Origin of the sequence: Bradyrhizobium sp. AUGA SZCCT0177 (genome assembly GCF_018130125.1) — a bacterium.
In the GTDB taxonomy this organism is placed as follows: domain Bacteria; phylum Pseudomonadota; class Alphaproteobacteria; order Rhizobiales; family Xanthobacteraceae; genus Bradyrhizobium.
On the sequence record NZ_JAFCMA010000062.1, the window covers coordinates 1 to 22426 of the forward strand.

The following is a 22426-nucleotide window of genomic DNA, read 5'->3' on the forward strand; positions in this document are numbered from 1 at the left end:
TCCGTCCCGACGCCGTAATCCCGCAAGTCACGGGCCAGCCTGTTGGCCCGCTTGTTCAGCTCGCCATAGCTCAGCGCTGCATCGCCAAATACCAGCACCACTGCATCCGGAGACCGGCGGGCTTGTTCTTCGAACTGCGCATGAAGACAGCGGTCTCGCGGATACCCGGCGTCCGCCCGATTCCACGTATCGAGCAGGAGTTCGCGCTCCTCAGGCGGCAAAATGTCGAGTTGCCGGACAGGAAACTGCGGCCGTCGCTCCAGATTATCGGCCAGTTGCTCGAGCGCATGCTGCATCAACGCGCAGACGCGTTCAGGCGACAGCGGATGGATCACTTGCGCCGTCAGACCCAATGCCTGACCGTAATCCTCGACCGACAGCATCAAAGGGTAATTGGTACGCTCTTCGCCGCCGAGCCACTCGATGCCGTCGACGCCAGCGGCGGTCTCACCCACGGTCGAGCCGGCCGGCATGGCGTTATGGCGGTAGTTCAGGATCGAACTGAACAAGGGGGCCGGCGCCGCAACCTTGCTGCATCGCTGCGCAAGCGCCAGCGAGGCGTGCTCATGCGCCATCAGTTCGGCGAGCCGGGCATGCGCACGGCGAACGCTGTCTTCGACCGCGGTGTCGTCGAGGTCCAGCCGCAGCGGCAATGTGTTGATGAACAACCCCATGGTGCGGTCGCCACCGGCGCCGGCATGCATGCGGCCGAACAGCACCGTGCCGAACACGACGCGCCCGCGACCGCTGCTCCGCGCCACCACCTGACCCCAGGCGAGATGGCAGAGACTGGCGAGGCTCACTCCCAGACGACGCGCCTGAACCCGCAGCCGTCCGTTGAGCGATTGCGACAACGTTCGTCGGGCTTCCGTCACGCCACGGCCGTCGCCGTGCACCCTGTCCAAACCAAACGGCGTGGTCGGTTCATCGATATCCGACAGCATGCTGCGGAAAAAACGCTCATGCCCGGCCGTAGCTTCCGCTCCCCGCGTCTGGGCTACGAGATTTCGGAACGGATACGAAGCCGCCAGTTCATGACCACGCCCGGACAATATCTTCCGGACTTCGTCATGCATCACCTCCAGGGTGGAATGATCGCCGATCAGGTGATGCAGCAAGACCAGCAGCAGCCAGCGATCCTTGCCGGCATCCCGGGCCACCGCAAAGCGCAACAGCGGCGCTTGGCCAAGATCGATCCTGTTTCGTCGCGGATCAAAACGCTGCGCAAGCTGTTCGTGCGCCGGGCTTTCGCGGTCCAGCTCTACCTCGGTGGCGATCAAAGGAGCCTGTCGCCAGACCACCTGAGCCGGGCTGGACAGGCCCTCCCATTCAATGGAGGTACGAAGAATGTCGTGACGATCGATCACCTGCCGCACGGCTGCGAGATAGCGCTCGAGCAAATCGCGGTTTGCAAACGCCATCTGCCCGACGAGCAGATAAGGATCGCCCTCCACTGCCAGCAGATGGTGAAACAGGATGCCGTCCTGAAGCGGCGATAATCCGTAGATATCCTGGATGTTGGCAACGCCACCAGGAACCTTCGCCGCGATCCTGTCGATGTCGGGTTGCTCCAGCCTGATTAGTGGCAGCATATCGGGCGTGATCGCAGCAGCCTGCGTCGGGATCAGGTTGGCCGGCACGTCAGCCGCGCCGCCACCATCAAGGCTCGCCGCGAAATCAGCCAGCACCGGTTTGGCGAACAGCGTGCGCACGTCCGCGCTGAGCGAATGCCGCTGCAACCGATCCAGCATGCGGACTGCGAGCAGCGAGTGGCCGCCGAGTTCAAAGAAGTGATCGTTCCGCCCAATGCGCTCGACGCCGAGCAGCTCGGTCCAGACCATGGCAACCGTTTCTTCGCGTTCGCCTTGCGGTGCTTCATAGTTTCGGCGCACGAAGGCATCGTCCTCGGGCGACGGCAGCGCCTTTCGATCGACCTTTCCGTTCGGCGTGAGCGGCAACGCTTCCAGGCGCACGAAAGCCGACGGCACCATATATTCCGGCAAGCAGGCGCGGAGGTGACTGCGCATTGCAGCCGCGAAATCGCCGCCGTCGTCATCCTGCGCAGTTGGCACCACATAAGCAATCAGCCGCTGGTCGTCGTCATGATCCTGGCGCGCCAGCACCACCGCATCAGCCACGCCGGCGTGCTCGTTCAGGCGAAATTCGATCTCGCCCAACTCGATGCGGAAGCCGCGGATCTTGACCTGATGGTCATTGCGGCCGAGGAACTCGATATTGCCACCCGGCAAATAGCGGCCGAGATCGCCGGTGCGATACATCCGTGCCCCTGCATCACCGCTGAAGGGATCGAACACGAAGCGTTCCGCGGTCAGATCGGCGCGATTGAGATACCCGCGTGCGACCCCTGCTCCGCCGACATAGATCTCGCCGATCGCCCCGAGCGGAACCGGCGCACCGAACCTGTCCAGCAGATAAACCTGCGCATTCGGAAGCGGTCGACCGATCGGGACGACGCCGCCTTCAAAGTCCATCGGCCGCAGCCAGGTTGTGGCACAGACGGTTATCTCTGTGGGGCCGTAACCGTTGAAAACGGCCACACCTGACGGGACACCCTTGATCAACTCGGCCTTGGGCAATTCACCGGCGAGGACAAGCACCTGCAGCGATGCCAGGCGATCAAGGTCCGTGCGCCCCTGGAGCAAGGCCGGCGGCAGGGTCGCGTGCGTAATGCCGTTGTGTGCCAGATAATCCAGCAGCTCCGCCGCGTTGCGATGCTCTCGCGGGCCGAGCAGAAACAATTCGGCCCCGGAGCACAGGGCCATGACGATTTCCCAGGTGCTGGCGTCAAAGCTGAAGGAAGCGAACTGAACGACGCGACTGCCCGCGGAAACTTCAAACAGCGCCCGTTGGGCGAGCGCCAGGTTTACCGCACCGCGATGCTCGACCATCACGCCTTTAGGCGTTCCGGTCGAACCCGACGTATAGATAATGTAGGCAAGATGACGCGATGTCAGGCCCGCGACCTCTGGATTTGATTTCGCCAACCCGGCGATAACAGGTGCGTCCGCTTCCAGATCAACGATATCGCATGCTGTTCCCGCGAGCGCCGCGCGCCCGGCATCGTCGCAAATCAGTAATTTTGGCTTTGCGTCATCGACGATCTGCCGCAACCGTTCGGACGGATAGACGGGATCCAGCGGCAGATAGGCGGCGCCCGCCTTGAGTACGGCCAGCAGGCTGACGACCATGGCGATGCCGCGTTCCAGGCAGATCGCGACCGGCTGGTCCGGACCCGCGCCTCGTTCGATCAGATAGTGCGCGAGCTGGTTGGCCCTTGCATCCAGTTCGCCGTAACTCAGGCGGAGATTCTCATACGCCAGCGCAGTGGCATCGGGTGCCTTTCGGACCTGCTCGGCGAACAATTCGTGGATGCAATGTTCGGACGGGTACGGCGTAGCGGTCTGGTTCCAGGTCTCCAGAACGAGTTCGCGCTCTTCGACATCAGCCAGATCGATCCGGTCGACGACCTGACCCACATCAGCGACCATGGCTCGCAGCATGGCAAGCAGATAGTCCCGATGACGCTCAACGGTTGCCTCGTCAAACAGTGCCGTCGCGTAGTTCAGGGCCCCGACGATGCAGCCGTCGGCCTCAGTCAGGTTGAGCTCAAGATCGAACTTGATCTCGCTCAGAGCAGTGTCCGTGATCTCGGCTTTCAGGCCCGGCAATTCAAACGTTGCCGACTCGTTATTCTGCCAGGCGAACACGACCTGAAACACCGGGGCATGGTCCAGACGCCGCGGCGGCTGAATGATCTCGACGAGTTGCTCGAACGGCAAATCCTGATGGTCCTGAGCCGCCAGCGTCGCACCGCGCACGCGGCTCAGCAGCTCCGCCACGTCAGGTTCGCCCGACAAATCGACGCGGAGCGCCAGCATATTGACGAAGAAGCCGACCAGACCCTCGATTTCATGCCGGTTGCGATTGGCCGTCGGCGCACCGATCACGACATCGCTCTGACCTGACAGCCTCGACAACACAGCCGCCCATGCCGCCAGCACCGTCATGAATGCGGTCGTGCGATGAGATTGGCTTAGCTGCTTGATGCCACGTGCAAGCTCGGCGTCGATCTCGATCGGCAATGACACGCCGGCGAGAGACCTGACCGGCTGTCGCGGCCGATCGGTCGGCAGTTCGAGCAAGGCCGGCGCATCCGCCAGCGTCTGCCGCCAATGGTCGACCTGCCGCTGCAATCGTTCGCCCGCAAGCCACTGGCGTTGCCAGGCGGCATAGTCAGGATACTGAATCGGCAGCGCCGGTAGCGGATCGCCCTCGCCGGCCATGAAAGCCCGATACAAGGCGCTCAGCTCACGCACGAGCACACCAATGGACCAGCCGTCCGAAACGATATGGTGCTGGGTCAGCAGAAACAGATAGTCGCTCTCCGCAATCCGGATGAGACGACCGCGGATCAACGGCCCTTCGGAGAGATCGAAGGACGTATTCGCCTCGTCGCCGCACAGGCGCTCAAGCACCTGCTCGCGCTCCGGTTCGCCCCGCAAATCATGTACGAGCAAAGGCAGGCCCTGACCGGCAGGCAACAGCTCGACGCTGGGCTGTCCATCGGCAACACGAAAAATGCTGCGCAGGGATTCGTGACGCGCAAACAGCTGGTCCAGACTGCGACGCCAGGCGGTAACGTCGAGATCGCCCGAGAGGCGCAGCGCGCCGCGAATGTGATAGTTGGTGCTGGTGCCGTCGAGTTGCGCCAGCAGCCAAAGCCGTTGCTGCGCAAAGGACAATGCAAGCGGCCCGTCGCGCGGCACCGCCGGTATCGAGACGGGTTCTCCCCTGTTGGCGTTGCGGCTCCGGCCCTTGGCCAACGCCAGGAGTTTTTTCAATCCTTCTGCATCCAGCTCCCGCAAATCGGGTTTCAATAAATCTGCCATTGTCACAATCCCGACGCGATCAGATCTTGAAGTTCTTCTGCATCGAACTCGCGTTCGATCAGCCTGATCGAAACGATCCGGGCGAACTGGGCGAGCTCCGGATGAACGAACAGATCCGAAATCTGGATCGACACGCCGAGATCCTGCGACACCCGGCTGAGCAGCCGCACTGCGAGCAGTGAGTGTCCGCCGAGTTCGAAGAAATGATCATTGCGTCCGATCCGGTCGACGCCCAGCAACTCGGTCCAGATCTCCGCCAGCGCGATCTCGATTTCGTCCTCGGGCGCCGCATAGCGGCGGCGCGCCGCTGCGTCCTCGTCTGGCGGCGGCAGTGCTCGCCGATCGACTTTGCCATTCGGGGTCAGCGGCAGTTGCTCGAGCACCACGATTGTCGTGGGAACCATGTAGTCGGGCAGCATGGCCGACAACGCCTGGCGCAGCGCCTGGCCGTCGAGCGTCCGCTCGCCGCTTGCGTAGGCGATCAGCTGACGTCCCGCTCTTATCTCGCGTGCCACCACGACGGCGGCGCTTACGCCGCGCTGCTCCAGCAAACGCGCTTCGATCTCCCCCAATTCGATCCGGAAACCGCGAATCTTCACTTGATGGTCCGAGCGTCCGACATACTCGATCACGCCGTCAGCCCGCCACCGCGCCAGATCGCCGGTCCGGTAGAGACGCTCGCCGCTGCCACCGAACGGATCCGGAATAAACCGTTCCGCCGTCAGTGCGCCGCGTTTCAGGTAGCCCCGCGCCAGCCCCATACCACCGATGAACAACTCGCCCGTTACGCCGGCCGGGACCATGTTGAGTTCAGCGTCGAGAATGTAGGCGGACCGGAGGCCAACGGGCCGTCCGATCGGCGCGTACTGACCCGGCGTCAACGCAGCCTCGTCGACAGTCCATGCCGTCGGCGCGATCACCGTCTCGGTCGGACCATAGGCGTTGATCAGAAGCCCGACATTGACTGCTCGACGAAACGCCTTGATTCCCGTATCCGACCAGGCCTCGCCGCCCACGATGCAGACTCTCAGCGAAAGGCGTCGGCCGCTGTGCCGCAACGCTTCACTCAACTGGTCGGCATAGGCCGGAGGCAGGAAGAGTACCGTGACCGAATTACGCTCGATTTCGCCGACCAGGTCGTCGATCAGCAGACCTGGCCTGGACGGCAGGACGAGCGACCCGCCTGTCATCAGCGGCACCAGCCATCTTTCGTGGGCGATGTCGAAATTGATCGAAGCCGACTGAAACTCCCGATCGCCCGAGTTCATGCCGTACAGCCGGCCGATCGCCTCGCAATGCATGGCGAGCGGTCCGTGCGAGACCGTCACGCCCTTCGGTGTTCCCGTCGAACCCGAGGTGTAGATCACATAGGCCAGGCTGTCCGGGTGGATTTCGACATCGAGATTGCTTGCATCGTCACCGGCGCGCCACTGCTGCGGCTCGTCCAGGCGCAAGGCCTCGACCCCGGTGTCGCGGAGCACTGGCGCAAAACGCTTGAGCAGCGCGCTTTCCGTCAATACCAACTTCGTCGCACTGTCGCGCAGCATGTGGGCGAGGCGATCGCCCGGATAGTCCGGATCGAGTGGAAGATAGGCGCCGCCGGCCTTCAGGACCGCCAGCAGCGCGACCATCATGTCCGGGCTGCGCGCCAGCGCCAGGCCGACCAGGCGATCCGGACCAATGCCCCACCGACGAAGCCGTCGCGCCAGCCGGTTCGCGCGGGCGTTCAACTCACCATAGCTGACTGACGCATCGCCCCACACCAGCGCGACCGACGAAGGCGCCTGCGCGGCCCGCGCCTCGATCTGCGCGACGACGCCGACATAGGAAGACCGCGATGCCGCCAAGTTCGAGGCACAGCTCCAGTCCAGAATTCGCCTTGCTTCATCATGGTCGGGCAATCCGATATCACCCACCGGCCGCTCGGCATTGGCCGCGATCTGCTCCAGCAATCCGCGCAAGCTGTCGCGCAGACGCCCGATCCCGGCTCCGTCAAAGCGGGCCCGGTCGTAATTGAACTCCAGATTGAGCGCATCCGCTCCGGCGAACACGGCGACAGCCAACGCATAGTTGGTGGGCGTGACGTGCTCCACGCGCCCGAGGCGAGGACCATCTTCCCCTGTTTTCCGCAACGCTTCATCGATCGGATAATTTTCGAACACCAGGATTGTGTCGAACAGCGTCTGCCCGGCATGACCGGCAAGACGCTGGATCTCGTACAGCGGCGTCCAGCCATGCTCGCGCAAGGCCAGGTTCTGCTCCTGCAACTGGCGCAGCCAATCGCCGACAGCGGCTTCCGGGTTCGGAGCATCGACGATCGGCAGCGTGTTGATGAACAGGCCGACCATCTCCTCGGAGCCTGCCAGTTCCGCCGGCCGGCCCGATACGGTCACCCCGAAACAGACCGCGCCCTGCCCCGAACGCCGCCGCAACAGCTGCGCCCACGCTCCTTGAATGAGCGTGTTAAGGGTCACGCGCTCTCGCTTCGCAAATGACTTCAACCGTTCGGTCAGCTCTGCGCTCACCGCAAGCGCGATGCTGGCATGACCTTTGGCCTCCGGCGCCATGCCGTTCGATGCCCGCGCATTCGCCAGCAAGGTTGCCGTATCCAGCTTTCCCAGCGCATCACGCCAGAACGTGGCTGCGGCTGCATGATCCCTGCCCTGCAGCCACGCGATATAGTCGCGATAGTTGCCTTGCACCGTCGGCAGCGTGCCGCCGCTCACATGCTGCAGCACCTCCGCAACCAGCCGCGCCGAGCTCCAGCCGTCGATAAAGATGTGATGATGGGTCCAGATCAGCCAATGCCTGACGTCATCGAGCCGGATCAAACGCACCCGCTGCAGTGGGGGTCGCGAGACATCAAAACCGTTTTCGCGCTCACGCCGAGATACTTCGGCCAGCGCGGCATCCAGCTCGGCGCGTTCGCCGCCGCCATCGAGCGCCGCCGCCCGATCGCGCCAATCTTCCTCGACAAAGGGCACCGCCACATGGCCATACACCACCTGCTGCGCTGAGCCCGACAAATGCTCCCAGACGAAGCCGGTCCGCAATGCGGCGTGCCGGTCACTCACCGTCTGCCACGCAGCTTTCAGCTTGCCGGCATCGAAGCCAAACACTTCGAGCCCGACCTGGTTCACATAGACGTCGTCAGCACCATCCCGGAGCGCGTGGAACAGCATGCCCTGCTGCATCGGCGAAAGCGGATAGATGTCCTCGACACCGCGCAGGTCCAGAGCAGTCCCCAGCCTGTCGAGATCGGCCTGGTCAAGGCCGGACAACGCAACGTCGGACGGCGTAATGCCGAATGCACCGCTGCAGCAATGCGTCACCAGTTCACGCAGGACAGTCTCGTACATTTGCGCCAACCGTTCGACCGTCTCCCGCCGATAACGCTTGCGCCCGTATCCAATGGACAGAAGCAAACATCCCTCGCGCACCTGACCCGTGATATTCAGCCAACCTCTGAGGTGACCTGCATCACTACGTGATGGGCCTGAACTCTCAGGTGCGAAGTCGAAAAGCGAGGAAGCACCTACGCTGCCATCAAACCGGCCGAGATAGTTGAACACGATCCGCGGCTCCGCCAGCCGCGCCAGCGCACTGCGCTGCTCCTCGGAACCGAGATAGCGCAACACGCCGTAGCCAATTCCACGGTTCGGGACGGCGCGGAGTTCTTCCTTGACCGATTTGATCAGTGATGCGTCGTCGCTTGATCCACCATGGAGCCGCACCGGGAACGCTGTTGTAAACCAGCCCACCGTGCGGGAAATATCCGTCACGGGAAAAATGTCCTCACGGCCATGCCCCTCGAGTTCGATCGTCAAATCTTCGAGCCCGGACCAGCGCGAGACAGCGCGCACCAGGCTCGCCAGCAACAGATCATTGACCTGCGTCCGATAGGCGGATGGCGCTTGCTGCAGCAGCCTCGACGTCAATTCGGTATCGAGTACCAGCGGCACCTCTTCGCCGTCCCCGACGAGATCCAGATCACCGTGATCATTATCGCATGGCAGGTCGGCACCCGCTCCGCGCGCGAGCCAGAACGACAGCTCATCGGCAAGCTCCGGGGTGGCCGCATAGGCGTGCAGCCGCTCCCCCCACGACGCATAGGTTTCGCTCTTCGGCGGCAGCGAGACAGTGGCAGCGCCCTGCTTCAGCTGGCCGTAGGCTGCGGCCAAGTCTTCCAGCAGAACCCGCCACGACACGCCGTCAACCGCCAGATGATGAATCGCGATCAGCAGTCGTTGACTGCCATCGGCAAGATCCATTGCTGCCGCGCGCAACAAGGGACCCGATGACAACGACAGGCTCTCTTGCGCGGCTGACGCAATCGCCGTGACCTGCGCGGCGTCGAGGACATCCGTCCGAACCCACACCAATTCCGACGGGGCAGGCGCTGCGCCATATTCTGCCCGCCACGAGCGGTCTACCTGCTCGAACCGCAAGCGCAGGGCATCATGATGATCCACGACCGCAGCCAGCGCACGTCGCAGCAGCTCCCAGTCCAGCCGCGACTGCGGCACCAGCAGCACGGCCTGGTTCCAGTGATTCCGGTTGCCGGCGTCCTCATCGAAGAAACGGGTCTGGATCGGCAGCAGGCGATGCCCGCCGGTTACCCGGTCGCTCCCGGCGATGGTCTCCGCTTTCGACTTCTCTCTCCTTGCGACAGGCACCACTGTGATCGTCGCTACCGTTGCCAGACGCGCCACGGTTTGCTGTCCAAAGACCTGTTTCGGCGTCAGACGAATGCCACGCTTGCGCAGCCGCGCGATGATCTGCAGGCTGAGAATTGAATCGCCGCCGAGTTCAAAGAAATTGTCGTTGCGGCCAATTTGCTCCCGGCCGAGCACCTCGCGCCAGATCGCAGCGATTGCCTCCTCGGTCTCTCCCTCGGGGGCCGCGTAGTTCGCGACGACCGTGTCTTGATCCGGCTCCGGCAGCGCCTTGCGATCCACTTTGCCGTTTGGCGTGAGCGGCAGGCGCTCCAGCAGAACGACGCGCGACGGCACCATGTATTCCGGCAGGACGGCAGCCAGTTGCTGCTTGGTTGCCTCCGCCGTCGGCGCCATGCCGGAGCGGGGAACGCAGTACACGACGAGTTCCTGCCGTTCGGCGCCTCTCCCAATGGCGCGGGCAATCACCACCGCGTCGTCTATCTCCTGCAACGCCTTGACCGCGCGCGCCACCTCGCCAAGCTCGATGCGATAGCCGCGCAGCTTGATCTGATCGTCGCCACGGCCGAGGAACACCAACCGCCCCGACTGATCGCAACGAACCCGATCCCCGGTCCGGTAGAGCCGCTCTCCGGCCGGTCCGAACGGATTCGGGACAAAGCGTTCGGCGGTCAGGCCAGGCTGACCACGATAGCCCCGCGCGAGCCCGGCACCTCCGATATAGAGTTCACCGGTGACGCCGATCGGCACCTCGCTTAGCGTGTCGTCCAGCACATGGGCGCGCAAATTAGCGAGCGGCAAGCCGATCGGAACCGGACCTGCCTCCCCTGCAGGCTCCCATTCATGCGTAACCGCCCCGACCGTCGTTTCCGTCGGACCATAGTGATTGAGAATTCGGCATTGCGGCCGCAATTGACGGATTTCGTTCAACAGATCAGCGTCGCAGGCCTCACCGCCGAGAATCAGGACATCGCGGGGCAAGAGATCGGCCGAGCGTGACGCCTGCAACAGGCCGCGCAGATGGCTGGGCACGATCTTGAGAATGCCGACGTCACCATCCCGCATCGCCTTCGCAAACAAATCCGCATCGAGGATGGCTTCCGGAACCAATAGATTCAGCGTCGCCCCGGAGGCAAGTGCGCCGAACAGCACGGTGTGGCCGAGATCGGCCGCGACGGTAGAAACCATCGCCATGCTTGCACTCGGCGACGGCTGCACGCGTTGCAGCAGGGCCTGGACATAATTGGCCAGCGCACCGTGCGACACGGCGACGCCCTTGGGCGCCCCGGTCGATCCCGACGTGTAGATCACATAAGCGGTCTGCGCCGGATGAATCGTGCTGCCCGGAGGCGCGCTCGACAATTCTTCAGAGGTGGCGTCGGCGTCCGCATCGAGCACAAGGCAATCAAGCGTAAGCGCCTCGGCCAGCTTCTCACCGGACGCCAACACGATCTCGATCCCGCCATCCGCCAGGATGCCTCGGACCCGTTCCACCGGCCATTTCGGATCGAGCGGCACATAGGCACCGCCGGCCTTGAGCACGCCGAGCAGCGCCGTCACGAAGGCCGGCGAGCGCTCGATCCAGAGCCCAACAGGCGTTTCCCGTGTCACTCCCCCGGCAGCGAGCATGCGCGCGATACCCTCCGACTTCCGCTCGAGGTCCGCGAAAGTCAGTCTCTCGCTGCCGCATTGGATGGCAACCGCGGTCTGTCGATCGGCCGTCGAGGCGCGATAAAGACTGACCACATCGGTGCATCGGAACGCAGCGGTCTGGCTCGGCACCAGCTGCCGATTCGCATCGTCGATGACGAAGTCCGACACAAGGCGTTCTGCGTCTTCCGCGATCTGGCGGAGCAGCGAGCCGAACTGTGTCGCCAGCCGCGAGATCGTCGCGGAGTCGAAAAGATCGGTGGCGTAGTTGAAGGTCGCCTTCATGCCATTGGCGCCATCGACGATATCAAGCGCGAGATCGAAATGCGAACCCGCAAGGTCCAGGATGTCGATCTCGGCAGCAAGTCCTTCGACGCCGTCAAATCCGCTCGGCGCCTTCATATAGTTGAACTTCGCCTGGAACAGCGGGTTATGACCACCGCTGCGTTCAGGCCGCAGACCATCAACCAGCATCTCGAACGGAAGATCCTGATGGGAGAGCGCATCGATCACCGCTCCCTTGACCTGTTGGAGCAGGTCCGGGAACGTCGCTCCATCGACGATCTCGGCACGCAGCACCAGCGTATTGACGAAGCAACCGATCAATCGTTCGAGCTGCGCGTGACGACGCCCGGCTACGGGCACACCGACGCGCACATCGCTCTGGCCCGCATAGCGATATAGCAGCCCCTGATACGCCGCGAGCAGCAGCATGAAGACGCTCGCGCGATGTTTTCCCGCGATCTCGCGGAGCCGGGCGGCCAACGCGCCGTCGATCGTAACGCCGATCGTATCTCCGCCATGGCTTTGCGCCGCCAGACGCTGCCGGTCATGGGGCAGAGCCAGCACCGGGTGCATGTCACCCAGCTTTGAACGCCAATAAGCTAGCTGCCGGTCTGCCTCACCTCCCGCAAGCCAATCGCGTTGCCAGCTTGCGAAATCCGCATATTGAACCATCGGCACCGGCGGTGGACCGACGCCCTCCCGGATGAAGCTGCGATAAAGCCCCGCCAACTCCTGGAGCATCACGTCGAGCGACCAGCCATCGACGACAATGTGGTGAGCCAGCAGCAACAGTTCGTGCTCATCGTCTGCGAACTGCAACAGGGCCGCCCGCAACAACGGCCCATTGACGAGATCGAACGGTTTGGCGAGTTCGGACTGACCGAGCCCCGCGGCGTGTTCGGCACGGGCGTGCGCGGGATATGAGCGGAGATCCTTGTGCCGGATGGCAACACTCAGCGAGCCATGAACCACCTGCTCTGCGCGGCCTTCGTGCGCGGCAAACGTGGTGCGCAACACCTCATGGCGCTGGACGATTTCCGCAATCGCCCGCGACAAGGCGGCATGATCGAGCTTTCCTTTCAGCCGTACGGTGCTGGCAACCGTGTAGGCCGTTCCGCCGGGGTCCATGTTCCAGAGAAACCACAGCCGTTCCTGGGCATGGGACAAGATCATGCGGCTTGCCGGCGCCGCCCGCTGGATCGGCGGGAGAGTCCGCCCCGCGCCTTCACCCACCAGGGTATCGATCCGCCCTGCGAAGGCTGCGAGCGTCGGCGCATCGAAGAAGCTGCGCAGTTCCAGCTCGACGCCGAAGCGTTCGCGGATCGCGGCGGCCGTTTGTCCGGCCGTGATCGAGTTTCCGCCCAATACGAAGAAATCGTCCTCTCGGTGGACAGCCTGCACGCCGAGCGCGTCGCGCCAGATCGACGCCAGGGCACGCTCGGTATCGCCCGCGGGCGCCGCCAATGCGGCGCCATCGCGACGACGCCCTCTTTCGAAGACCATGAAACTGTCGAGCGTGTTGTCGGCCCAACGCGCGCTGCAGGCGGAACGCTGCAGCTTCCCGCTGGTCGTCAGCGGCATCCCCTGCGGGTTCAACAGGATGATGACAGCCGGATATTCCTGAGCCTGTCGAAGCACAGCCTCGCCGATGGCCTGAGCAAGAACCCCGGGATCGCTGCGCCTAAGAACAACACGGCTGAACTCGGCCGCGACTCCAATGCTTTCCCGTCCGTCGATCTCGACCGCAAAAGCGGCCACCCGGCCGCTGCGAACCAACTCGACGGCGGCCTCCACCGCCTGCTCGACATCCGTCGGATAGACGTTCTGCCCGCGGACGATCAGGAGATCCTTGAGCCGGCCGGTGACGACCAGCGTGCCGTCTCGAATGAAGCCGAGATCTCCGGTGCGCAGCCAGCGCATGCCATCCCGCTCGACGAATGCCTTGGACGTGGCTTCCGGATTATTCCAGTACCCGAGCCCAACGCTGGGACCGGCGACCCAGATCTCGCCGACCTCGTCAGCCTCTGTGACCGTCGATCCATCCGTGCGCATGATGCGCGTGACATGATCGCCGACCGTTTGACCGCAGGCCACCAGGTCGGTGCCTTCACCGGCGTTCGCAATACGACCCGCCGCGAGCGCGGCTGTATCGAGCGTATGGCTGACGGATTCGGTCATTGGGCTTCCTGCCGTCACCAGCAGCGTCGCCTCAGCCAGACCGTAGCAGGCGGTTAACGCACGTCGATCAAAACCGGTCCGCTCAAATCGCTCGCCGAATCTCTGAAGCGTGGTTTTGCGGACAAACTCCGAGCCGGAGAATGCGAATCTCCAACGGCTCAGGTCGAGCCGGCCGATCGTGTCATCGGAAACCCGATCGGCACACAACGCGTAGGCAAAATCGGGGCCACCGCTCAACGTTCCGCCGTGACGGTCGATAGCCTCAAGCCACCGTCGAGGCCGCTCGAGAAAATTGCGCGGCGACATCAAGACAGCGGTAAAGCCGGTGAACAATGGATTCAGCAGTCCACCGATTAGTCCCATGTCGTGATAGAGCGGCAGCCAGCTGACGAAAACATCGTCGAGCGTTCCTCCTGTGACGGCCTGGATGGCCTTCTCGTTAGCCGTCAGATTGGCGTGCGAGACGCAAACCCCCTTCGGTTGCGACGTCGACCCCGACGTGTACTGCAGGAAAGCGACAGCATTCGCCGCAGGACTTGTCTCTCGCCATTGCGCAGCGAGTTCAGACGAAACCGCATCAACCTCGATAATCCGGACATTGGCCTGTTCGGGGATCGCCGCTTCCACGGCAGCACGCAGATTTGTTTCCGTCAGAATGAAGCGCGGCGTCGCGTCGCGCAGAATGCCGTTGAGGCGACCTGCATAGCGATCGGCAGCACCTTCAGGCGGATACGCCGGAACCGCGATCACACCCGCGTAAAGACACGCATAGAATGCCACGGCATAGTCGAGCCCGCTGGGCAGCAGGATGACCGCCCGCTCGCCCGCGCCGCCCAATTGTTGCAACCGGGACGCGACGGCGCGAACCCTTGTATCGAGAGCGGCGAATGTCAATTGGCCGGCGACATCATCGCCTTCGAGGAAGCGCAACGCCACCCGATCCGGACGCAACGCTGCGTAGCCGCGTAGTCGTTCGACGAGATTGTCTTGATACATTTTCTCGAAATCCAGTCCGGAAATCTCCGCCTCGCGGGCAGCGAGGGACGATCAGCTCTGCCGATGCGCTTCAGCCATGGCGACGATCACCTTGCGCGGGCCCTTGAACGGCGCGCGCGCATGCGCGGTGAGCATGTTGTCGAGCATGACGACATCGCCGGCCTGCCAGGGAAAGCTGATCTTGTGCGCCTCCAGCACGTTGCGCACGGTGGTCAGCGTCTCGTCGTCGATCGGCGCCCCGTCGCCGTAGAACACGTTGCGCGGCAGCTCGACCTCGTCGCCGACAACGTCGAGCAAGCTCTCACGCACCTCCGGCTCGAGATTCGAGACGTGAAACAGATGAGCCTGATTGAACCAGACCCAGTCGCCCGTTACGGGGTGACGTGCCGTGCCCTGGCAGATCTGGCGCGTCCGCAGTTCGCCGTCTTCTTTCCATTCACAGTCGATGTCATGGCGGGCGCAATAGGCCTCGACCTCCGACCTGGACTCGGTGCCGAACACCTGCTGCCAGTCGACATCGAAGCCGTTGCCGTAATTGCGGACATACATCACGCCCCTCTCGGCGAAACGCTCCCGAATGGCTGACGGCATGTCTCGATGGATCGCGCGGCTGTCGGCGATCGGCGTCTCGCCGCCCTCTTGTGCCGGCTGCATGCAATAGAACCAGATCTTCATCGGCCAGTCCTTGGTATAGGCCTGCTCGTTATGCAGCGGGATATGCTGGTGCGGCGGGTATTCGGTGGACGTGTAGACGCCGGAAGTGACCTGCGAGCGCGGCGTCGATCCGAACTCGTAGCTGAGCAGCGGATGGCCAAAATCGGCCGCGAAAGCCCGGAACGCGTCGGGGCCATCGAGAGAGAAGTCACGAAATACGATGCCGCCGCAATCGGTCAAATGCCGGTCGATGGTATCTCGCAGCATCGGAAGCGCTGCGCCGAGCGGCTGCCCGGCCTTGTCGGCCTTCAGCAACAACGGAAGGCTCTTGCCTTCAACGAGTGGCAGGACGGAGAATGCGCTCATGATCCTTGCTCCAATGCGAACCAATCGACCGTCCCGATTGCCGGGCCAGGGCCGATCCGACCAGGTCGAGCAGTTCGGCTTGCTGCGTGTGAATGAAGAAGTGATGTCCCGGCAGCATGTCGAGCGCGAACTCGGCTGAGGTCTCCTGCTGCCAGGCTTCCAGCGACTGGCGGCTGGTCTCGTCGTCGATGCCGCCGAAGATGTGGACGGAACACGGCAGCGGACGCCGCGGCCGATAGGTATAGGCGCCGCACATCAGGAAATCGGCGCGCAGCACCGGCAACGCCGATCGCATGAGTTCCGCATTCGCCAGTGCTTCGTCGGGCGTCCCCTGAAGATTGCGCAGTTCCTTCAGCAGCGCTTCGTCGCTCAGCGGCAGGCGCCATTTGCTTCCGTCTCGAACGGCCGGCGCCTCCGTGCCCGACCCGAAGAAGATGGCCGGCGCGGATGCGCCGCGATCGAGCAGACTGTGGGCAACCTCAAACGCAATCAGCGCGCCGAGGCTGTGCCCGAACAGCGCATAAGGACCATCAAGCTGTGCGTCGATCTCTGCGGCGAGTTGCACGGCGAGCGCTCGGGGATCGGTCGCCAATGGCTCGTCCATCCGCGCGCCGCGTCCGGGCCACTCGACCGGCCGGACGTCGATCCAAGCGGGCAGCAGCCTGCGCCACCGCGCATAGAACATGGCGCTGCCGCCGGAGTATGGCAGACAAAAAAGCCGCATCGGAAGACGGGCTCCGCTTGCTAAGCCGATTTCGGCGCAGGAGGCGCTTCGTCCATGAATTTGCGCAGCGTCAGGGGACGCATGTCGGTCCACACCTGCTCGATGTGATCCAGGCATTCCTTCTTGGTGCCGGTCTTGCCGACTGCCGTCCAGCCGTTTGGAATATCCTTGAACGTCGGCCAGATCGAATATTGCTCTTCGTGATTAATGACGACGGTGAAGGTGACGTCTTCTCTGTCAAAAACCATCATGGCCGGCACCTTTCAGAAAAACGAAGCAACGGCGTCTGACTAGGTCAGAAGCAAATGATGGTCAAAGCAATATCGGCGACGCAGTTTTTAATAGCTCCAAGGTGGCGCGTTAGTGGAAAATACAACCTCTGCGCAGCGATCGGGCGTACGCGGCAAGTGACTGATTTGCAAGGCGATCCATATTTTGTCGAATTCTAATCATCCAAGCTGGAACATTTTTCGTTCTGGAAATCGGACACCAGCTCTCGAGTTTTTTTCATCGCATTGTCATCAATTCCGTCGGAATGAGAACGACCCCCGAACAAGACAATGCCGCCGCGGATGAAATCCGCGACGGCACGCACTGCCGGAAAACGGCGCAACGTTTAGAAGTTGAACGTCGTCGACACCAGATAGGTGCGCGGCGCGGCAAGCGTGATCACACCGCTGTAGGCCGACGCCCAATAGGTCTTGTTGAAGACGTTCTCGACATTGGCACGGATCACGATCGGCTTGCCGTTCCACGGAGACGTCAGGGTATAACGCGCTCCGATATCAACCCTCGTCCATTCCGGGATGGAAAGGGTATTGGTCACGTTGGCATACTGCGAGGCGGTATAGATCACCCTGCCCGTGAGTGTCAGGTCGCGCAACGGCGTATCCCACTCCGCACCGATGTTGGCGTTGAAGCCGGGCACGCCGACCGCCTTCCTGCCGTCGGTATTCACGCCGGCCACGGTGGGCGTGGCAACCTGCCTGCCGTCGATCAACGCCACGCCGCCAAGCACCCGGAATTCGGGGGTTATTTCGCCGAACACATTGAGTTCAGTGCCGCGATTGCGCTGCCTGCCGTTAAGTTGCTGGGTCGCCGTCACGCCCGTTCCCACCGCGATAATGCTCGCCTGCTCGATCTCGAACATACTGAGGGTCGTGGTCAGGCGGCCCGTATCGAACTTGACACCGGCCTCGGCCTGGGTGGTCTTGCTGGGCGGGAATACGGTACCCACGTTGGTGAAAGCGCCGCCAACGACGGTCGGTGTCTGGAGTCCTTCGATGTAGTTTGCGTAAAGCGAGATATTCTCGACCGGCTTGACCACGAGGGCATAGGCCGGGGTCCACACGCTTTCAGACTGGAACGGCCGGTTCGGATTGGCCACTGTAGCAAATACGTTGTTGATCTCACTCCCTGCGGTCTGGCGACGGACACCGACGGTCAACTGGACGCGATTGTTCCACGTCGACATCGTATCGGAAACGCCAAAGCTCGACAGATTCACGTGGGTGACCTGACTGGCCGACAATGTCGTGAAGTTGGGCTTGGGAATATTGGTCGGCTCGGTGTAGAGGTTCCAGAAAATAATATCGGTCAGGGCATTAGCGGACCGCGTCCGGACCTGCTGGTCATAGGTTCGGTCGTTCTCCGAATAGTTGAAGTTCAAGGCATGTCTAACGGGACCGGTGTCCACCGTTGCACGAACGCCAGCCTCGCCCGCGAGCGTCTCGAACCTCTCACTCCCCATCAGCGGTCGCGACCACAAGCCTCCCGCCTGCAACGTTCCCGGAGGGATCGTTATGGCACCCGGCGCGATATTGGAGATGTTGGGCGAAGGGTAGGCATAGTTGATGTTGCTGTCGTGATAACCAAAAGCCGCATAGGCGGTTAGGTTGTCGGCAAGATCCACCTCGCTCCTTACGGTCGAGAAAAAGTCCGTCGGCGTGTAATAGGCCCACGGAACCTGGAAATTGAGCCCCGCCTTCGGCGGCGCGGGAATGAACTGCGTCGCGGGTGCGGCCGTGGCGCCAGGCGTGTTGAAGAAGCGCAGCGGCGGATTCAGATTGTCGGCCTGATAGCCGATATCGACTTCCACGCGCGCGTTCTCGCCCCGATAATCAAGGCCCAGGACAGCGTTGCCGAATTCGTCGGTCTGGCGATTCCACGGGGTGCCGCCGTTCGAATAGGTGCTGTTCAGCCGGACGCCCCACTCCTTGTGCTCGCCGTAGCGCCGGCTGACGTCGGTGATCTGTCCGAACTGCGATCTGGAAACGTAGGTCCCCGTCAGCCGCGTAATATCGACATCCGGAGCATGCTTGGTGATGAGATTGACGGTGCCGCCGACAGCGCCGCCGCTCGTCGCACCGGTGCCGCCAACCGTCATGCCGTTGAGCAAGGCGCTCGGACCCTTCAGAACCTCGACGCGCTCGACGAAATTTGCACCCGTGGAGTAGTATGGCGCGATGCCGGCCAGGCCGTTCAAACTGTAATCGCCGCTGTCGTAATAGAAGCCGCGAATGAACAGACCGTCGGCGCCGCCACCTGCCGCCTGTATCACTCTGACCGAAGGATCATTCGCCAGCACGTCACGAATCGTGCGGGCCTGCTGATTCGCAATCAATTCCGCAGTGTAGCTGGTCTGGTTGAACGGTGTATTCATCACGCCGCGGTTGCCGAGAAGGCCGAGGCTTCCGCCCGTCGCCACCTGCCCGCCCGCATAGGGGGCCGGCGGCGCACCGAGTGTTCCGGTCGAAGGTGTCAGATACGGAACCGGTTCGACGCGGCGAGGCGCGGGCGCGGCGACGCGGCGTTGCACGCGCGACGTGGACGGTTGCGTTCTCCGTGCCGCGGGCCGCGCGCGCTGCTGGGTCGGAGCATCTACCGTGACGGGCGGCAAGCTCTGCGCGAACGCTTTCTGACCGCTGGCAAAATCGAGCGAAAGAGCAAGATAACTTACCGCGCCCAACGAAACAGCGCGCACAACATTTCTGGTCGCAATCTTATACGTCATACTTCCACCCCAAAGCCCATAAGCAGGTCCCTGAGGCCGTTCTATCTTCGCGAGTGGAAACAGCGAGTAGAAGCTATCTAAGGTAACGCTATGCGCGCGCAACAGATTGCATCAGTGGCGATCGAGCAACACCGCGCAGTTTCCAATCGTTCTAATTTTTAAGCATTCTAAATTTGCAAGCTGCGCGCGAAATTCAATCACGTGCGTGACGTCAGCTGCGCGCCATCTCATCCCAACAGATTACGTAATGCACGGATGAAGACCCGCGAGCCGATTTCGATCAATTCGTCCGGAAAATCATAGTCCGGCTGATGCAGGCCGGGATGCCGCGTGCCCGCCCCCAGGAAAAACATCGCGGCCTTTGACCGGTAGTTGAAACGTCCAAAATCCTCCGACCCCCGCATCGGCAGCCTCTGCCCGGAATACGGCACGCCCTCTGCCTCCAGCGCGCTCCGGAGATGGACGACGGCCTCCGCGTCATTCATGCAATGATTGAACACATCGCGATAGATGATCTCCGCCTTCAGTCCTTCGCTTGCCGCCACGCTCTGGACCAGGCTTTCGGCCTGCGCGCGAAGGGCGTCCATCTTCGAATCGGTCAACGTCCTGAGTGTCGCCCAGACCTCGGCATGACCGGGCGAGATGCCGAACGCCGGTTCTCCCAACCTCGCATGGGTGACGGTCACCATGGAGAACTCTTCGTCGAGCGCCCCGCCCCGTCCGAGCGCATCGATCTCGTCCAACAGCCTCGCGATGGCTGCCTGCGGCGAAACACCGAGTTCGGGGCTCGACGCGTGCGAGGTTCGCCCGGACAGTTTGATCTGCATACCGCGAGAGGCGCAGTTGACCAGCCCCTCGGCGATCGAAACTTGCCCAAGAGGAAGTCCCGGCAAATTGTGCAACGAGAACACAAAATCGGGCTGCACCTGCTCAAACTTCTCGTCAGCGAGGACAGCAGCGGCGCCAGATCCATCCTCTTCCGCCGGTTGAAACAGCAGTACGGCCCGCCCTCGTTGCGGGCGCTGACGATCCAAGCCGCGCGCCACCGCCGCCAAAATCGTCATGTGACCGTCGTGACCGCAAAGATGCGCTTTTCCTGGTACCGACGACCGATACGGCAGAGCCGAGATCTCCTGAATCGGCAATCCATCCAGCTCGGCGCGAAGCATGATCGTCGGGCCAGGTGCATCTCCTTGGTAGATCCCGAGCAGGCCATGCCCGCCAAGTCCCGTGACGACCTTGTCGGCACCAGTTGCATTGAGAAGCGCCTGCACTGCTTGCGCGGTCTTCTCTTCCTGCCCTGACAATTCGGGCTTGCTGTGGAGCTGGTGCCGCCACGCAATCAGTTCCGTCAATTCCCGCTCAACCAAAAACATGCTCATGCTCATGCTCATCACGTTCAGCTCAATAGGCCCCGATTTCGGGCGTTGATCATGACATCACATAACACCAGGAACGAGTCGCAAGGACAGGAACCTGATCGTTGTCATCACATCAGGACAATCGCATCGGGTGAAGTCGATCTTGAATCGATCAAAATTTGGTATCGAACCAAGCTTAGAACAATTTGAAAGAACCATCGAAAACGATCCAGACGGCTCGCTCGCCTTGCTTAAAAACCCAGTCATTGGAGCAACAAGCCGAAATCCTGTCACCATTAGAAATATTCCAAACCTCTCCTGCAACGCACACGCATGAATGCGCCGTGAGATTTGACGCAACCGCGCTTTTTTGCGAGCAGACCTAGAAGCGATCCAATTCAGCCTGCCCGTCATGTCAAAGGTGAGTCTGTCTCATATGGCCAAGACAAAGAGCACGACCGTTAAACCTGAACCAGTTTTGCCGGATCGGATCATTCAGTTGACGGAAAATGCGCCGTACGCACCGTTGGTGGTACGGCACACGGCCGATCGCGCTGCTTTCCTGCCGGAAATACTATCGTTGCACACAAAGCACGAGCTTTCGGAAATACCCGGGCTTGGGAAGGCGTCGATCGCAACGATCGAGGTCTGGCTGGCCGAGCATGGGCGCAGGTTGCGAATGCCCGGCGAAAGCCTCGATGCCGTCATTTGCCATTTTGGCGCCAGGCGCAGGCACACCGGCGAGCACAAGCTCGGGGCGCGCCTTCGATCCGCCCCCGTCGATCACCGGCCGTGAACATGACAATATTTCCGAAGCAGACGGCGGGATCAGCGTAGACGGCGGCGTTCAAAGCCAACCGCTACGCACAAGGTCGGCCGGGGTCGCGCATGACTCATGCACGTCCGACGGCTTGCATGACGCGCAAGTCACTGGACGGGACAGTCTGTGTTCTCGCTGCCAGCGCCGCCTGCAAAGCCTCGACATCGGCACGCAGATTCGGCTTCCAGCCGCAGGGACAACCGTCATCACAACGATGCTGATCGGCGACTTCCCTGTAGACGGCTCCGAGCGCGGACGCGGCAAGGCTCATGACGGTCATGGGCGGCAGCTGGGTGGTACGAAGGACATCGCAGAAGGCCGTCATAATGGACCGATGCATCTCTGCGCCGGCAGATTCGCTATCCGTGTCTGATTGCATGACTGCTCGGATCCTCTTCCTTGTTCGCGCCCATGGCGGGCGGCCGCGAAGGCCACAATGTGCTCAGAGAAACGCACCCTGCGCGACCAACGTCAGCGCCGGACAATCGATACGCCCTGACGTGATTGCCATCAAGCGATCGCCTGCGTTTCAAATTTGAATGGCTCGAAACTGTAGAGAACAGATTGCCCAGCATGAACACGCGGACATGAATCCGCGATCTCGCGGCCTAATATGCCCGAGCTCTGCCAGAAATTCCTTGCCCTCGAAAAATAGAGGGCGCAGGGAAGACCGGGTGCGCGCTGCACCCGCGGTCTCGCGTGCGGTTTGCACAAAGCAAAATGCACACGAGCATACAGGGCAGCGGAGAACACCCGGCCTTCCCTGCGCAATGGCTTTACGGCTTATGCCGTG

Annotated in this window: 9 protein-coding genes; 1 reads left to right on the plus strand and 8 read right to left on the minus strand. The window is 62.2% G+C overall.

What is annotated here, in order from left to right; all coding sequences use genetic code 11:
• The 7 genes from JQ597_RS36940 to JQ597_RS36970 form a co-directional block, all read right to left on the minus strand.
• Positions 1-4910: non-ribosomal peptide synthetase (locus JQ597_RS36940; RefSeq protein WP_212270295.1), on the minus strand; the 4910-nt coding region annotated here is incomplete at its 3' end.
• A 2-nt stretch (positions 4911-4912) separates the two neighbouring features.
• Positions 4913-14695, minus strand: coding sequence for a non-ribosomal peptide synthetase (locus tag JQ597_RS36945; protein WP_212270296.1), 9783 nt, complete (start codon positions 14693-14695; stop codon positions 4913-4915).
• Positions 14696-14746: 51 nt separating this feature from the next.
• Complete coding sequence (locus JQ597_RS36950; protein WP_212270297.1) at positions 14747-15715, minus strand: TauD/TfdA family dioxygenase; 969 nt, start codon at positions 15713-15715, stop codon at positions 14747-14749.
• Positions 15684-16439, minus strand: coding sequence for a thioesterase II family protein (locus JQ597_RS36955; RefSeq protein ID WP_212270298.1), 756 nt, complete (start codon positions 16437-16439; stop codon positions 15684-15686). Before JQ597_RS36955 ends, JQ597_RS36950 begins: the two co-directional genes overlap by 32 nt.
• A gap of 20 nt (positions 16440-16459) precedes the next feature.
• Positions 16460-16690 carry an MbtH family protein gene (locus JQ597_RS36960; RefSeq protein WP_212270299.1) on the minus strand — a complete coding sequence of 77 codons (231 nt, stop codon included), beginning with the start codon at positions 16688-16690 and terminating at the stop codon, positions 16460-16462.
• Between the two features lie 365 nt (positions 16691-17055).
• Positions 17056-19452 (minus strand): TonB-dependent receptor, encoded by a 2397-nt coding sequence (locus tag JQ597_RS36965; protein WP_212270300.1) that lies wholly within the window; start codon positions 19450-19452, stop codon positions 17056-17058.
• 227 nt (positions 19453-19679) lie between these two features.
• Complete coding sequence (locus JQ597_RS36970; RefSeq protein WP_212270303.1) at positions 19680-20828, minus strand: amidohydrolase; 1149 nt, start codon at positions 20826-20828, stop codon at positions 19680-19682.
• A 421-nt stretch (positions 20829-21249) separates the two neighbouring features.
• Here JQ597_RS36970 and JQ597_RS36975 point away from each other — a divergent pair, with 421 nt between their 5' ends.
• Positions 21250-21609 carry a hypothetical protein gene (locus JQ597_RS36975; protein ID WP_212270301.1) on the plus strand — a complete coding sequence of 120 codons (360 nt, stop codon included), beginning with the start codon at positions 21250-21252 and terminating at the stop codon, positions 21607-21609.
• Between the two features lie 97 nt (positions 21610-21706).
• Here JQ597_RS36975 and JQ597_RS36980 read toward each other — a convergent pair whose 3' ends face one another.
• Positions 21707-22012 (minus strand): hypothetical protein, encoded by a 306-nt coding sequence (locus tag JQ597_RS36980; RefSeq protein ID WP_212270302.1) that lies wholly within the window; start codon positions 22010-22012, stop codon positions 21707-21709.
• Positions 22013-22426 lie beyond the last annotated feature (414 nt).